A 13,366-nucleotide genomic window follows, 5' to 3' on the forward strand; every position below is an offset into this window, starting at 1 on the left:
CGACGTCATGAACGTGTCGGGCCACCGCATCTCGACGACCGAGGTCGAGTCGGCGCTGGTCAGCCACCCGACGGTCGCGGAGGCGGCGGTCGTGGGGGCGTCGGACGCGACGACGGGCCAGGGCATCGTGGCGTTCGTGATCCTGCGCGGCAACGTCGCCCGGGACGAGGCGGAGGGCGCCGACGCCATCAAGGCCCTGCGCGACCACGTGTCGAAGGAGATCGGGCCGATCGCCAAGCCGCGCCAGATCATGGTGGTCGACGAGCTGCCCAAGACGCGGTCGGGCAAGATCATGCGCCGGCTGCTGCGCGACGTCGCGGAGAACCGCGAGGTCGGCGACGTGACGACGCTGGCCGACTCGACGGTCATGGACCTCATCTCGTCGGGCATGAACGACGGAAAGGGCGAGGACTGAGCGAGTCGGCACGGCCGTTGGAGAGGCTCGGCTTCCTCACCATCGGCCTCTTCGACGGCGCCGATCCGGGGCCGGGGCACGAGACGACGCTGCGGACCATCGAGCTGGGCGAGCAGCTCGGGTTCGACAGCGCCTGGCTCCGGCATCGGCACCTGCAGTACGGGATCTCCTCGCCCGTCGCCGTGCTGGCGGCGGCGTCGCAGCGGACGCGCCGGATCGAGTTCGGCACCGCGGTGACGCCGCTGGGCTGGGAGAACCCGTTGCGCCTGGCCGAGGACCTGGCGACGGTCGACGTGCTCTCGGGTGGTCGGCTGAACCCGGGTGTGAGCGTGGGGCCGCCGCGCAACCTCGACGAGGTCCGGGACGCGCTGTACCCGGGCACCGACGAGGACTTCGGCGACTCGCGGCTCACCCGCCTGCTGCGGCTCGTCGCCGGGGAGCCCGCGAGCTCCTTCCGCGGCACCGAGGGCTTCGAGGTCTACTCCGAGCGGGTGGAGCCGCACTCGCCCGGTCTGCGGTCGCGGATGTGGTATGGCGCGGCGAGCCTCGGCTCGGCCCGGCGGGCCGGTGAGCTGCGAATGAACCTGCTGACCAGTTCCGTCGTGCGGGCGGAGGGCAACGAGGCGTCGGGGTTCGCGGCGATCCAGCGGGCACAGATCGACCAGTTCCGGGCGGCGCATCCCGAGGGCCGGGTGTCGCAGGGGCTGGTCGTCGTCCCGACCGACTCGGCGACGCCCGAGCAGCGTGCCAAGTACGAGGCCTACGCGGCGCAACGCACTCCGCGCACGGCCGCGCCGCAAGGGCCTGCCGGGATGCTGTTCGCCCGCGACATCGTCGGGCCGTCGGAGTGGATCGCCGAGCAACTGCACGCCCACGAGGCCTTCCGCGCGGTGACCGAGGTGGTGTTCGCGCTGCCCTTCAGCTTCGCGCCGGAGGACTACGTCCAGATCCTCACCGACATGGCGACGCGTCTGGGGCCGATATTGGGGTGGTCCCCGAGGCCCGCCGCGGTGTAGTCACGACCTGTGTCCGACGACGATCTCGTGGTGCGCCGCAACGTGGTGCTGCCGGGGCGCGAGCTCCGGTGGCGCTTCTCGCGCGCCTCGGGGCCGGGCGGGCAGGGCGTGAACACCACCGACTCGCGGGTCGAGCTGTCGTTCGACGTCGCGGGTTCGCCGAGTATCCCGGAGCCGCTGCGGGCCCGCGCGGTGGCGCGGCTGGGCAACCGGCTCGTCGACGGGGTGCTGACGATCGCGGCGTCGGAGCACCGCAGCCAGCTGCGCAACCGTGATGCGGCCCGGGAGCGGCTGGTGAACGCGTTGCGGGAGGCGACGAAGGCTGATCCGCCGGTGCGGCGGCCGACGAAGCCGTCGGCCGGTGCGCGCAGGCGGCGGATGGACGCGAAGACGCGCCGCGGTGCGATCAAGAAGCTGCGGGGCCGTCCGGAGGACTGACGGGTTCCGATCGAGGTCGTGAGCGGCAATAGTCGCTATAGCGACTATTGCCGCTCACAGGGGCTGTTGTCCCCCGATCAGCCCATTCACCAGGGGATTCGCCGCGTACTCTGGGCGAAGTGCCGCCGGTCGAGCAGACCCCGATCGACGACACCGTCGCGCCCCCGGCGCGACGATCATCGCGCCGTCGCCGGTGGTGGATCGTCTCCGGAGCGGTCGTCGCAGTCGTGGCCGCCCTGCTCGTCTGGTTCCTCCTGCCCTCGGGGCCGCCGCCGCTGACGCAGGCCGACGTCGACCGGTCCGTGCAGACCGGCATCGACAAGGCCCAGCAGGACGTCCGCAATGCCCCCGCCGACGCCGCCGTCGCCTACCAGGCCATCGGGCCGTCGTTGGTCACGGTCACCTCGCAGCGCCCCGGCGGCGGGTCCACGGAGGCCGCGCTGGGCAGCGGCGTCGTCGTCTCGGCGAAGGGCGCGGTGCTGACGGCGCTGCACGTCGTCGACGGGGCGAGCGCGATCGTGGTCCGGTTCGCCGACGGGACCACGACGGGCGCGCGGGTCGTCGACGCGGATCCGGCGACCGACGTCGCCGTGCTCGCGGTGGACCAGCTGCCGCAGGTCGTCGTGCCCGCGGTCCTGGGCGGCGGCCCGGCCGTGGGGGACACGGTGTTCGCCGTCGGCAACCCGCTCGGGCTGCGCGACAGCCTGTCCGCCGGGGTCGTGTCGGCGCTCGGCCGTTCGATCGCCGCACCCGGCGGCACCACCCTGTCCGACCTCATCCAGTTCGACGCCGCGGTCAACCCCGGCAACAGCGGCGGCCCGCTGCTGAACCGGGCCGGGCAGGTCGTCGGCATCGTCACCGGGTTGGCCAACCCGGCCGACCAGGACTTCTTCGTCGGGATCGGATTCGCGGTCCCGATCGCCACCGCCGCCGGGGGTGCCGGCGGGCCGATGAAGTAGGGGGATCCATGGGGGACGCGACGAGTGGGCCTCTGGAACAGACGCTCTACGAGGTCAGGAAGACCATCGTCGGGCAGGACGCCCTGCTCGAACGGATGCTCGTCGCGTTGCTGGCCCGCGGTCACCTGCTCGTCGAGGGCGTCCCCGGCCTGGCGAAGACGATGGCGGTGAAGGCGTTGGCGAGCGCGGTCGGCGGGGAGTTCCAGCGCATCCAGTTCACGTCGGACCTCGTGCCGGCCGACGTCGCCGGCACCCGCATCTACAACCAGCGGGAGGGCCGGTTCGACGTGTCGTTCGGCCCTGTGTTCACCAACCTGCTGCTCGCCGACGAGATCAACCGTGCCCCCGCGAAGGTGCAGAGCGCGCTGCTGGAGGTCATGCAGGAACGGCAGGTCACGATCGGCCGCGAGAGCTACCCGGCGCCCGACCCGTTCCTCGTGATGGCCACCCAGAACCCCATCGAGTCCGAGGGCACCTACCCGCTGCCCGAGGCGCAGCTCGACCGTTTCATGCTGAAGGTCCTCGTCGGTTACCCGAGCGCGACGGAGGAGTTCGTCGTCGTCGAGCGGATGACGAGCCCGCCCGCCCGGCCGACGCCCGTTCTGGACCTGGACACGTTGCGCCGCTTCCAGTCCGAGACCGACGACGTCTATGTCGACCCCCGGATCATCGAGTACGCGGTGTCGCTCGCGACCGCCACGCGTGACCTGTCCGGCGCCGGGCTGGGGGAGCTGGCGCGGTACGTCTCGTTCGGGGCGAGCCCCCGCGCGTCGATCAACATGGTGCTGGGCGCGAAGGCGTTGGCGTTCCTGCGTGGCCGCGACTACGCCCTGCCCGGCGACGTCCGCGAGCTCTCCCGCGACGTCCTGCGTCATCGGATCGTGTTGTCCTACGAGGCGCTGGCCGACGACGTGTCCGCCGACGACCTGCTCGACCGGGTGCTGGGTGCGGTCTCCACACCCCAGGTGTCTGAACCCGCGCGATGACCGGGAACGCAACGCCCCACGGGGTCGTGAGCGGCGATGGTCGCTATGGCGACCATCGCCGCTCACAGGCTCTGACGCCCGAGCGGGTGCTGCGGCGCCTGGAGTGGCGGGTGCTGCGCCGCCTCGACGGGCGGCTGCTGGGCGATCACCGGACGATGTTCCGCGGCAGCGGCGTCGACGTCGCCGACCTGCGCGAGTACCAGCTCGGCGACGACCTGCGCCACATCGACTGGAACGTCACCGCCCGCACCGACGTCACCCACGTCCGCGAGTACCTGGAGGACCGCGAGGCCACGGCGTGGCTGGTCCTGGACGGGTCGGCGTCGATGGACTTCGGGCCGGTGCGGCGGCGCAAGCACGTGGTGCTCGTCGAGGTTGCCGCGGTGCTGGCGCAGCTGCTCTCGCGCGGCGGCAACCGGGTCGGGGCGCTGCTGTTCGACTCCGAGCTGCGCGAGACGATCCCGCCCGGCGGTGGGCGCAACCAGGTGCTGCGGATTCTCTCGCGGCTGCTGAGGGAGCGGGCCGGCGGACAAACCGGGACCGACCTCGAAGGCGCGCTGCGGGCCGCGATCGGCATCCTGCGGCGCCGGTCGCTGGTGGTCGTGGTGTCCGACTTCCTCGCCGACGACGGCTGGCAACGTCCCCTCGGCCTGCTCGCTCGCCGCCACGACGTCGTCGCCGTGCAGGTCGTCGATCCTCGCGAGTTCGACCTGCCCGACGCCGGGCTCGTCTACGTCGAGGACGCCGAGACCGGGGAGGTCATCCTCGTCGACTCCGGCGACGCCGCGTTCCGCGCCCGGCTGCGCGAGGCCGCCGACGCCCGGCAGGCCGCGCTCGCCGCCGACCTGGGCACCGCTGGGCTCGACCTGTTCACCGTCGCCACCGACGAGGACCTGGTCCGGGCCCTGTTCCGGATCGCCGACCTGCGCAGGCGCCGACGATGAACGGCGGGACGATGGACGGGGGTGGCGCGGGGCTGACGTTCGGGTGGCCGTGGGCGCTGCTCGCGTTGGTCGTCGTCCCGCTGGTCGTCGTCTGGTACGTCCGGCAGCTGCGGGCCCGGGCGGCGCGGCGGGCGGCGCTCGCCGCGCAGGGTCTCGTCGCCACCGCGCGGCCGTCGACGTGGCGGCGCCGCGTCCCGGCCGGGTTGTTCCTGCTCGCCCTGCTGTTGCTGGTCGCCGGGCTGGCCCGGCCGGAGGCGTCCATCCCGGAGCCCCGCCGTGAAGGCACCGTCGTCCTGGCCTTCGACGTCTCCGGCAGCATGGCCGCCACCGACCTCACCCCGACCCGTCTCGACGCCGCCAAGGCCGCCGCGACGCAGTTCGTCGAGCGCCAGCCCGCGTCGGTGCGGATCGCCGTCGTCGCGTTCGGCGCCACCGGCGTCGTCACCCAGGAACCGACGGCCGACCGGGCGAGCGCCGTCGCCGCGATCGACCGGCTCGCCCCGCAGGGCGGCACCGCACTCGGCGGGGGCCTGCAGACGGCGCTGGGCGCGATCGTCGGCAGGCAGGTCGTCGTCCCCTCGGGGCGGGGCGGTGGTCCCGAGCCCACCGGGCCCGACCTGGGCTACCACGGGTCGGCTGCGGTCGTGCTGCTCACCGACGGCGAGAACACCGCCGAGCCCGACCCGCTGCAGGTCGCCGACATCGCCTCGACGGCGGGGGTGAAGGTGTATCCGATCGGCCTCGGCAGCCCCGGCGGGACGGTGCTGCAGATCGACGGCTTCCAGGTCGCGACCAGGCTCGACGAGCCGCTGCTGCGCGAGATCGCCGACCGCACCGACGGCCGCTACTTCGCCGCCGCCGACCCCGCCGCGTTGTCCGCGGTCTACGACGCCGTCGAGCTCGAGTGGACCACCGAGGACCGGCGTGTCGAGCTGACCGCGCTCGTCGCCGTCGCCGGGGCGCTGCTGCTCGGGATCGGCGCCGCGCTCTCGCTGGCGTGGACGGGGCGGGTGGTCTGAGATGGACCTCCAGTGGCCCTGGCTGCTCGCGACGCTGTTCGTCGTCCCGCTGCTCGCCGGCGCGTACGTGTGGCAGCTGCGGCGACGCCGTCGGCACGCGGTCCGGTTCTCCAGCCTCGCCGTGGTCCGCGCGGCGGCTCCGAAACGCCCCGGCTGGAAGCGGCACGCCGCGATCGCGCTGGTCCTGGCCTGCCTCGCCTTCCTCGGGCTCGCGGCGGCGCGGCCGTCGGCGCAGGTCGACGTGCCCGTCTCGCAGGCCGCGGTCATCGTGGCGCTCGACGTGTCCGGGTCCATGTGCGCCACCGACGTCGACCCCAACCGGCTCGCCGCGGCCCAGCAGGCGGTCCGCCGGTTCGTCGAGGAACAGGACCCCCAGACCCGCGTCGGGCTCGTCGTCTTCTCGGGGTTCGCGCAGCTCGCCGTGCCCCCGACGACCGACCACGACGCCGTCACCGCCGCGCTCGACCAGCTCACCACGGGTCGCGGCACGACGATCGGGTCGGCCATCCTCAAGTCGGTGGACGCGATCTCCGAGATCGACCCCGACGTCGCCCCCGCCGACCCCGCCCCCGGAGCGCCACCGCCGCCGCCCCGCGCCCCCGGCACCTACGCGCCCGAGATCGTCGTGCTGCTCACCGACGGTGCCAACACCACCGGCGTCACCCCGCAGGACGCGGCGAAGGTCGCCGCCGAACGAGGCGTGCGCGTCTACCCGATCGGCTTCGGCACCGACACGCCCACGTCGATGGTGTGCTCGGCCGCGCAGCTCGGCCGCACCGGCGACGGGCGCTTCGGCGGCGGCTACGGCAGCTACAGCGGCGGGGGAGCCGGCGGTGGCCGCGGCTACCTCGTCGCCGACGACGGCGCGCTGCAGGAGGTCGCCGACACCACGGGCGGCCGCTACTTCGCCGCCGCCGACGCCGACCGGCTGCAGAGCGTCCTGTCCGACCTCCCCCGCACCGTCGACGTGCAGCGCCGCGAGGTCGAGCTCGGTGTCTTCCTCGTCGTCGCCGCGGTCCTCGCGCTGCTGGGCGGGCTGTGGGCGGCGTCGCGCTGGACGACGTTCCCCGACTGAGGACCGGTAGGGTCGCTGCCGGTGTGCCGGGAAGTCTGGTCGGCGAGTCGCATCCGCACGCCCGGCCCCGGAGACGCCCGTGAGACAAGAGTTCGCCCGCTACCTGCGCACCGAGACCGTCGGCGGCATGGTGCTGCTCGGCGCCACCGCGATCGCGCTGATCTGGGCCAACTCGCCGTGGCGTGACGCCTACACGGCCCTGCGCGACGCCCGGTTCGGGCCGGCCGCGCTCGGGCTCGACCTCACGGTCGGCCAGTGGGCCACCGACGGGCTGCTCGCCGTGTTCTTCTTCGTCGTCGGGCTGGAGCTCAAGCGCGAGCTCGTGGTGGGGGAGCTGTCGTCGACCCGGCGGGCGTTGCTGCCCGTCGCCGCCGCGCTGGGCGGCATGGTGGTCCCCGCCGGGCTCGCGCTGCTCGTCGGCCGCGGCGCCCCCGGCATGGACCAGGCCTGGGCCATCCCCGTCGCCACCGACATCGCCTTCGCGCTCGCCGTGCTCGCCCTCGCCGGCAGGTCGCTGCCCGCCACCGCCCGCATCTTCCTGCTCGGTCTCGCCGTCGCCGACGACCTCGGCGCGATCGTCGTCATCGCCGTGGTGTTCTCCGCGGGCCTCCACCTCGTCGCGCTCCTCGTCGCCGTGGCCTGCGCGTTCGCGTACTGGTTCCTGCAGCGCCGACGGGTCCGGGCGTGGTGGCTCTACGTGCCGCTCGCCGTCGTCATGTGGGCCGCGGTCCACGAGGCCGGGATCCACGCGACGATCGCCGGTGTGGTCCTCGGGCTGCTCACCCGCGTCAAGGCCGATCCCGACGAGGACGACGCGCCCGCCGTACGTCTCGAACACCGCCTGCAGCCCTGGTCGGCGGGGCTGTGCGTGCCCGTGTTCGCGCTCTTCGCCGCCGGGGTGCCGCTCGGGGCCCAGGCGCTGCGGACCGTCGTCACCGACCCCGTCCCGCAAGCCGTGGTCGTGGGCCTGCTCGTCGGCAAGGTCGTCGGCATCTTCGGGGTGACGGCGCTGGTCATGCGGCTGGTCCCGGCGAGTAGACCGCCCGGGCTGGGCCGGCGCGACATGCTCGCCGTGTCGATGCTCGGCGGCGTCGGGTTCACCGTCAGCCTGCTGATCGCCGAGCTCTCGCTCGCCGCCCTCCCGGCGACGGCCGAGGCCGCCAAGGCCGCGATCCTGCTCGCGAGCGCCGCCGCCGCCCTGATCGCCGCGGCGATGCTGGCGCGCAGACGGCGCGTCCACAGGGGAGCGCAGCCTCCGTCCACGTCACGACCGGATGACGGTTGCGCCTGAACGGGCATCGGTTCCGGGGGCGTGGCACGATGACTCCCGATCACGACGCGTCACCGGCGCACCGGAGCGACCGTCGCGATCCGGCACGACACTCCCAGCAGGACAGAAGAAGGGGACCGCGGTGGCCAGCCCGACCAACACCGGCGGCACGGATGTTCCGCCTGTGCTGCCCTCGATCCCGCTGTCCGCCGACCCGGTGAGGCCGGAGGACCAGTCGGTCGGCGCGCTCGTCAAGGACGTCACGACGCACCTGTCCTCCCTCGTCCGCTCCGAGGTGGAGCTGGCCAAGGCCGAGGTCACGTCCGAGGTCAAGAAGGGCGTGCAGGGCAGCGTCTTCTTCATCGTCGCACTGACGATCGTGCTGTTCAGCCTGTTCTTCCTGTTCTTCGCCCTCGCCGAGCTCCTGGCGATCTGGCTGAACCGGGCCGCGGCGTTCGGCATCGTCTTCGGCGCCATGGTCCTCGTCGCCGGCCTGTTCGGGCTGCTCGGCTACCTGCGCGTGCGCAAGATCCGCAAGCCCGAGCGCACGATCAGCTCGCTCAAGGACACCGCCCAGGTGCTCGGCAGCCGCGGACGTTCCGGGGACACCCCCGAACTGACCTGACCGGTGGGCGCACGCCCGCGCGGTCCGGACCCGTCGACCGTCCGGATCGAGGGCCCCTGGGCGCACCGGGACGTGTCCGCCAACGGGATCCGGCTGCACGTCGTCGAGTCCGGCAGCGGGCCGCTCGTCGTCCTGCTGCACGGCTTCCCCGAGTTCTGGTGGTCGTGGCGCCACCAGCTGACCGACCTCGCCGCGGCCGGGTACCGGGCCGTCGCCGTCGACCTGCGTGGCTACGGCGACTCCGACAAGCCACCCCGCGGCTACGACCTGTGGACCCTCGCCGGTGACGTCGCCGGGCTGATCCGCGCGCTCGGCGAGGGACGCGCCACCGTCGTCGGGCACGACTGGGGCGGCGTCATCGCCTGGACGCTCGCCGCGCTGCACCCCCGCCTCGTCGCCGGGCTGGGCGTCGTCGGGGCCGCGCACCCGCTCGCGTTCCGGCGCGCGGTGTGGCGCGACCCCCGCGGCCAGGGCCGGGCCACCGCCTCCTACGCGCTCGGCTTCCAGCTCCCGCGCCTGCCCGAACGCTCACTGCGTGCCGACGACGGCGCCCGCGTCGAGACGATCATGCGCCGCTGGGCGGGACACGACTGGACCACCACCGACGACTTCGCCGAGGCGGTGGCGCACAACAGGTCCGCGATCCGGATCGGGGCCGTCGCACACACCTCGATGGAGTACTACCGGTGGGCGATGCGCTCGCAGCTGCGCGCCGAGGGCCGCCGGTTCGCCGCGGCCGTCGCCGCTCCCGTGACCGCGCCCGTGCTCTCGATCCACGGTGTCGACGACCCGTGCGTCCTGCCCGCCACGGCCGCCGCGTCGGCCCGGTGGGCCGGCGCGGGGATGGCGGAGCACGTCCTCGCCCGGGCGGGGCACTTCCCGCACCAGGAACGCCCCGGTCAGGTCCGAACCCTGTTGCGCGCCTTCGTCGCCGACGTCAACCGATGAGTGGGGCGACCAGCGCGTCCCTGACGGCGACCGCCGTGTCCGGGTGGTCGCTGAACACACCCTCCACACCGAGGCGCAGGTAGCGCTCGCACTCGGCGAACGCGTCGCCGAAGTCGTCGTCGTGCCACGCACCGTCGGGACCAGGGCGGCGCAGGTCGGCGGGCAGGAACCGGTTCTCGTTGCGCAGCGTGAACACCAGCACCGACAGCCCGGCGTCGTGGGCCTCCGCCACCAGCAGCGGATCCACCAGCGGCTTCGCCGCCCCCACCGCGTCGGCGTAGCGGGCGATCCCCGCGAACCCGGCCGGTGTCGCCAGATCGGCGAACGTGCGTGGGTCGCCCGCCGCCGCCAGGTCCGCCGGCGCCCCGTGGTCGTCGAGCAGCTGCACCAGGCCCGTCCGCAGCGCACCCCGCAGCGCCACCAGGTTCGTCGTCTCGAACGACTGCACCCACACCGGCGACCCCGGGCGGTTCAGGCCGTGCCGGTCCAGCGTGTCGACCAGCGCCGGCTCGATCGGCAGCCCACGCGCCGCGAACCAGCTGGAGTGCTTGATCTCCGGGAACAACCCGATCGGGCGACCCAGCTCCGCCGACAGCCGCGCCCGCAGCTCCAGGATCTCGTCGAGCGTCGCGATGCCGTAGCGGCCGTCGTGCACCGTGTTGCGCCGCCGCACGTCCGGGATGCGCTCCACCGCGCGCAGCGTCCGCAGCTCCGCCAGCGTCAGGTCGTCGACGAACCAGCCCTCGTGCGTCACCCCGTCGACGGTCTTCGTCGTCCGGCGGTCGGCGAACTCCGGGCGCGACCCGATGTCGGTCGTGCGCCCGATCTCCGGCTCGTGCCGGGCCACGAGCACCCCGTCGGCCGTGCTCACCAGGTCCGGCTCGAACGCGTCCGCACCCAGCCGAACCCCCAGCTCGTAGGCGGCCAGGGTGTGCTCGGGCCGGTACCCCGACGCGCCGCGATGGGCGATCACCAAGGGTGTCGTGGCGCCGGAACCGAGATCGACCACCGGTTGTCCTCCAGGTCGGGCGATGATCGGGCCAGTCTGGGGTCGCCGCACGTCCGGCGAGGCTACGGGAGCCGTCCGGGCGACGTCGCCACGGTGAACGCGCGACGACACCGCAGGCCGGCCGGCGTTGTGACACGCGTCCGGATCCCGCATGCGGTGACCACCCGGCCGCCGCGGGCCTCTACCCTTGCCGACCGTGCGAGTCCTGGTGATCGGCTCCGGAGCCCGAGAGCACGCTCTTGTCCTGAGCATGGCGTCCGACCCTGCGGTCACGGCCCTGGCGTGCGCGCCCGGCAACGCCGGCACCGCCGCCGTCGCCGAACAGCGCGGGGTCGACGTCGTCGACGCCGAGGCCGTCGTCGCGCTGGCCCGCGACTGGGCGGCCGACCTCGTCGTCATCGGCCCCGAGGTCCCGCTCGTCGCCGGCATCGCCGACGCCGTGCGCGCCGCCGGGATCGACTGCTTCGGCCCCGGTGCCGCCGCGGCCCGCATCGAGGGGTCCAAGAGCTTCGCCAAGGACGTCATGACCGCGGCCGGGGTGGCCACCGCGAGCTGCGAGATCGTCGACAGCCCCGCCCACCTCGACGCCGCGCTCGACCGGTTCGCCCCGCCCTACGTCGTCAAGGACGACGGGCTCGCCGCCGGCAAGGGCGTCGTCGTCACCCCGGACCGCGAGATCGCCCGCGCGCACGCCTCCACGCTGCTCGACGGCGGCCACCCCGTGCTGCTCGAGTCGTTCCTCGACGGGCCCGAGGCGTCGCTGTTCTGCCTGGTCGACGGCACCACGGTCGTCCCGCTGGTGCCCGCGCAGGACTTCAAACGCGTCGGCGACGACGACTGCGGCCCCAACACCGGCGGCATGGGCGCCTACGCGCCGCTGCCCTGGCTCGACGAGGCCGGCGTCGCCGACATCGTCGCCCGCGTCGTGCAGCCCGTCGCCGACGAGATGGCGCGCCGTGACGTCCCGTTCTCCGGCCTGCTCTACGCCGGCCTGGCCATGACGTCCGACGGTCCGTCGGTCATCGAGTTCAACTGCCGCTTCGGCGACCCCGAGACCCAGGTGGTCCTCGCCCTGCTGCGCACCCCGCTCGCCGGGCTGCTGCGTGCCGTCGCCACCGGCACCCTGGCCGATGCGCCCGCCCTGGAGTGGGCCGACGGCTCCGCCGTCACCGTCGTCGTCGCCGCCGAGGGCTACCCCGGTGTCCCGCGCCTGGGCGACGTCATCATCGGTTCCGAGGCCGAGGGTGTCCTGCACGCCGGGACCCGCCGCCGCGACGACGGTGCCGTCGTCTCCGCCGGTGGGCGGGTGCTCTCGGTCGTGGGCACCGGCGACGATCTCGACGCCGCCCGGGCCGACGCCTACGCGCGCCTCGGGGGCGTCAACCTCCCCGGCTCGCACCATCGCACCGACATCGCGTCCCGCGCCGCCCGCGGCGAGATCGCCATCCCGGCCCGCGCCTGACCGCCCTTCCGAGGTCCCTGCGAGGTCGGCCGCGAGCCCGCGCGCAACCTCCCTGTCGTCCCGCGGGCGAATCGCAGCACTGAGGTTGCGCGCTGTTCTTCGCACGCAACCTCACTGCTGTCCTGGCCGCTGATCAGGACGGTGAGGTTGCGCGCGGGGTGTCGTCCTGGGTGCGGATCGCCCGCAGCGCCCGGCGCAGGGCCGTGACCAGCGTCGACCGGTCGGCCGCCCGGGTGCACAACGACACCGGGCAGGGCTCGACGTCGGCCACCGGGACGAACACCACCGCGGGATGACGATGGCTGTCGGCCACGAACCCGCCGGTGATGGAGATCGCCTGCCCCGCGGCGACGACCTCCAGCAGCTCGTCCATCGTCCGTACCGACGGCCCGTACCGCACCGGGACGCCGCTGGGCCGCGGATCGCACGCCCACCAGCGCACCCACACCGGGTCGAGCTCGTCGCCGGTGACGTGCGGCTCACCGTCCAGCTCGGCCAGGCCGACGGCGTCGCGGCCGGCGAGGCGGTGGGTGACCGGCAGCGCGACGACCCGCGGCTCGTGACGCACGAGGTCGAACCGCAGCCCCGCCCGGTCGGAGATCGGGGGCCGCACGAGCGCGGCGTCGACGGTCCCGTCGCGGACCGCGGACGCCTGCAGGTTCCACGGCAGCTCGACGAGCCGCACGACGGCCTCGGGCTCACCACGGCGCAGCTCGTCGACCATCGCGCGGACCTGCGGGCCCGCCGACGCCGTCATGAACCCGAGCCGCAGCGTCGTCGCCACCTCGCGGCGGTAGGACTCGACGGCGGCCACCGCGCGGTCGGCCGCCGCCAGGGCTTCCCGGGCCTCCGCGAGGAACCGCGCACCCGCCTGCGTGGGGCGCACCGGGTGCGCGGTCCGGTCGACGAGCTCGGCGCCGACGGCCCGCTCCAGCTTGCGGACCTGCTGGCTCAGCGCCGGCGCGCTCACGTAGAGCCGGGCGGCGGCGCGCCCGAAGTGCCCCTCGTCGACGACGGCGACGAGGTAGCGCACGAGGTGCAGGTTGAGGTCCACGGCGACGCCTCCCGGTCCGAAGACTAGCTCTGACCAGCGGCGTTAGTCGATCGGTTCACGTCATGTGGGCGTCTTTGTCATGGACCCGGCGCGGCGGCCGCGGCGATGGTGACGGTCCCGAACCGACCCGCGTCGTCACGAGGAGC

General features: G+C 74.0%; 14 protein-coding genes. 12 read left to right on the forward strand and 2 right to left on the reverse strand.

Going from position 1 to position 13,366, the window contains the following annotated elements:
• The 11 genes from PSU4_RS13625 to PSU4_RS13675 all read left to right on the forward strand — a co-directional run.
• Positions 1-415: AMP-binding enzyme (locus tag PSU4_RS13625; RefSeq protein ID WP_445009148.1), on the forward strand; the 415-nt coding region annotated here is incomplete at its 5' end.
• A gap of 17 nt (positions 416-432) precedes the next feature.
• Complete coding sequence (locus tag PSU4_RS13630) at positions 433-1,431, forward strand: LLM class flavin-dependent oxidoreductase (RefSeq protein WP_246115100.1); 999 nt, start codon at positions 433-435, stop codon at positions 1,429-1,431.
• A gap of 9 nt (positions 1,432-1,440) precedes the next feature.
• Positions 1,441-1,869: an alternative ribosome rescue aminoacyl-tRNA hydrolase ArfB gene (gene arfB / locus PSU4_RS13635; protein ID WP_147107500.1), complete on the forward strand. Its 429-nt coding sequence runs from the start codon at positions 1,441-1,443 to the stop codon at positions 1,867-1,869.
• A gap of 119 nt (positions 1,870-1,988) precedes the next feature.
• A complete protein-coding gene (locus PSU4_RS13640; RefSeq protein WP_246115101.1) occupies positions 1,989-2,828 on the forward strand; it encodes a S1C family serine protease in 840 nt (279 codons plus the stop codon).
• A gap of 8 nt (positions 2,829-2,836) precedes the next feature.
• Complete coding sequence (locus tag PSU4_RS13645) at positions 2,837-3,814, forward strand: AAA family ATPase (RefSeq protein ID WP_147107503.1); 978 nt, start codon at positions 2,837-2,839, stop codon at positions 3,812-3,814.
• Positions 3,811-4,758: a DUF58 domain-containing protein gene (locus tag PSU4_RS13650; RefSeq protein WP_147107506.1), complete on the forward strand. Its 948-nt coding sequence runs from the start codon at positions 3,811-3,813 to the stop codon at positions 4,756-4,758. The genes PSU4_RS13645 and PSU4_RS13650 overlap by 4 nt, the downstream gene beginning before the upstream one ends.
• Positions 4,755-5,777 (forward strand): vWA domain-containing protein, encoded by a 1,023-nt coding sequence (locus PSU4_RS13655; protein WP_246115102.1) that lies wholly within the window; start codon positions 4,755-4,757, stop codon positions 5,775-5,777. The genes PSU4_RS13650 and PSU4_RS13655 overlap by 4 nt, the downstream gene beginning before the upstream one ends.
• Before the next feature lies 1 nt (position 5,778).
• Entirely contained in the window at positions 5,779-6,852 is a 1,074-nt protein-coding gene (locus PSU4_RS13660; RefSeq protein WP_147107509.1) for a VWA domain-containing protein, read from the forward strand.
• A gap of 79 nt (positions 6,853-6,931) precedes the next feature.
• On the forward strand, positions 6,932-8,143 hold the full coding sequence (gene nhaA, locus PSU4_RS13665; protein ID WP_147107512.1) for a Na+/H+ antiporter NhaA: 1,212 nt from the start codon (positions 6,932-6,934) through the stop codon (positions 8,141-8,143).
• Between the two features lie 121 nt (positions 8,144-8,264).
• Positions 8,265-8,747: a phage holin family protein gene (locus PSU4_RS13670; RefSeq protein WP_147107514.1), complete on the forward strand. Its 483-nt coding sequence runs from the start codon at positions 8,265-8,267 to the stop codon at positions 8,745-8,747.
• Positions 8,748-8,819: 72 nt separating this feature from the next.
• A complete protein-coding gene (locus PSU4_RS13675) occupies positions 8,820-9,695 on the forward strand; it encodes an alpha/beta fold hydrolase (protein ID WP_246115103.1) in 876 nt (291 codons plus the stop codon).
• On the opposite strand, the gene PSU4_RS13680 is transcribed toward PSU4_RS13675, so the two are convergent.
• Complete coding sequence (locus tag PSU4_RS13680) at positions 9,685-10,704, reverse strand: glycerophosphodiester phosphodiesterase family protein (RefSeq protein WP_246115104.1); 1,020 nt, start codon at positions 10,702-10,704, stop codon at positions 9,685-9,687. The two genes, PSU4_RS13675 and PSU4_RS13680, sit on opposite strands and share 11 nt — an antisense overlap.
• A 196-nt stretch (positions 10,705-10,900) precedes the next feature.
• Between PSU4_RS13680 and purD the strand changes: the two genes are divergently transcribed.
• Positions 10,901-12,166: a phosphoribosylamine--glycine ligase gene (gene purD, locus PSU4_RS13685; protein WP_147107523.1), complete on the forward strand. Its 1,266-nt coding sequence runs from the start codon at positions 10,901-10,903 to the stop codon at positions 12,164-12,166.
• Positions 12,167-12,299: 133 nt separating this feature from the next.
• Here purD and PSU4_RS13690 read toward each other — a convergent pair whose 3' ends face one another.
• A complete protein-coding gene (locus PSU4_RS13690) occupies positions 12,300-13,220 on the reverse strand; it encodes a LysR family transcriptional regulator (protein WP_147107525.1) in 921 nt (306 codons plus the stop codon).
• Positions 13,221-13,366 lie beyond the last annotated feature (146 nt).

Source organism: Pseudonocardia sulfidoxydans NBRC 16205, from assembly GCF_007989085.1.
In the GTDB taxonomy this organism is placed as follows: Bacteria; Actinomycetota; Actinomycetes; order Mycobacteriales; family Pseudonocardiaceae; genus Pseudonocardia; species Pseudonocardia sulfidoxydans.

Coding starts and splice junctions, on each gene's coding strand:
- PSU4_RS13645 (WP_147107503.1), top strand. CDS start 2,837: ATGGGGGACGCGACGAGTGGGCCTCTGGAACAGACGCTCTACGAGGTC.
- PSU4_RS13650 (WP_147107506.1), top strand. CDS start 3,811: ATGACCGGGAACGCAACGCCCCACGGGGTCGTGAGCGGCGATGGTCGC.
- PSU4_RS13655 (WP_246115102.1), top strand. CDS start 4,755: ATGAACGGCGGGACGATGGACGGGGGTGGCGCGGGGCTGACGTTCGGG.
- PSU4_RS13660 (WP_147107509.1), top strand. CDS start 5,779: ATGGACCTCCAGTGGCCCTGGCTGCTCGCGACGCTGTTCGTCGTCCCG.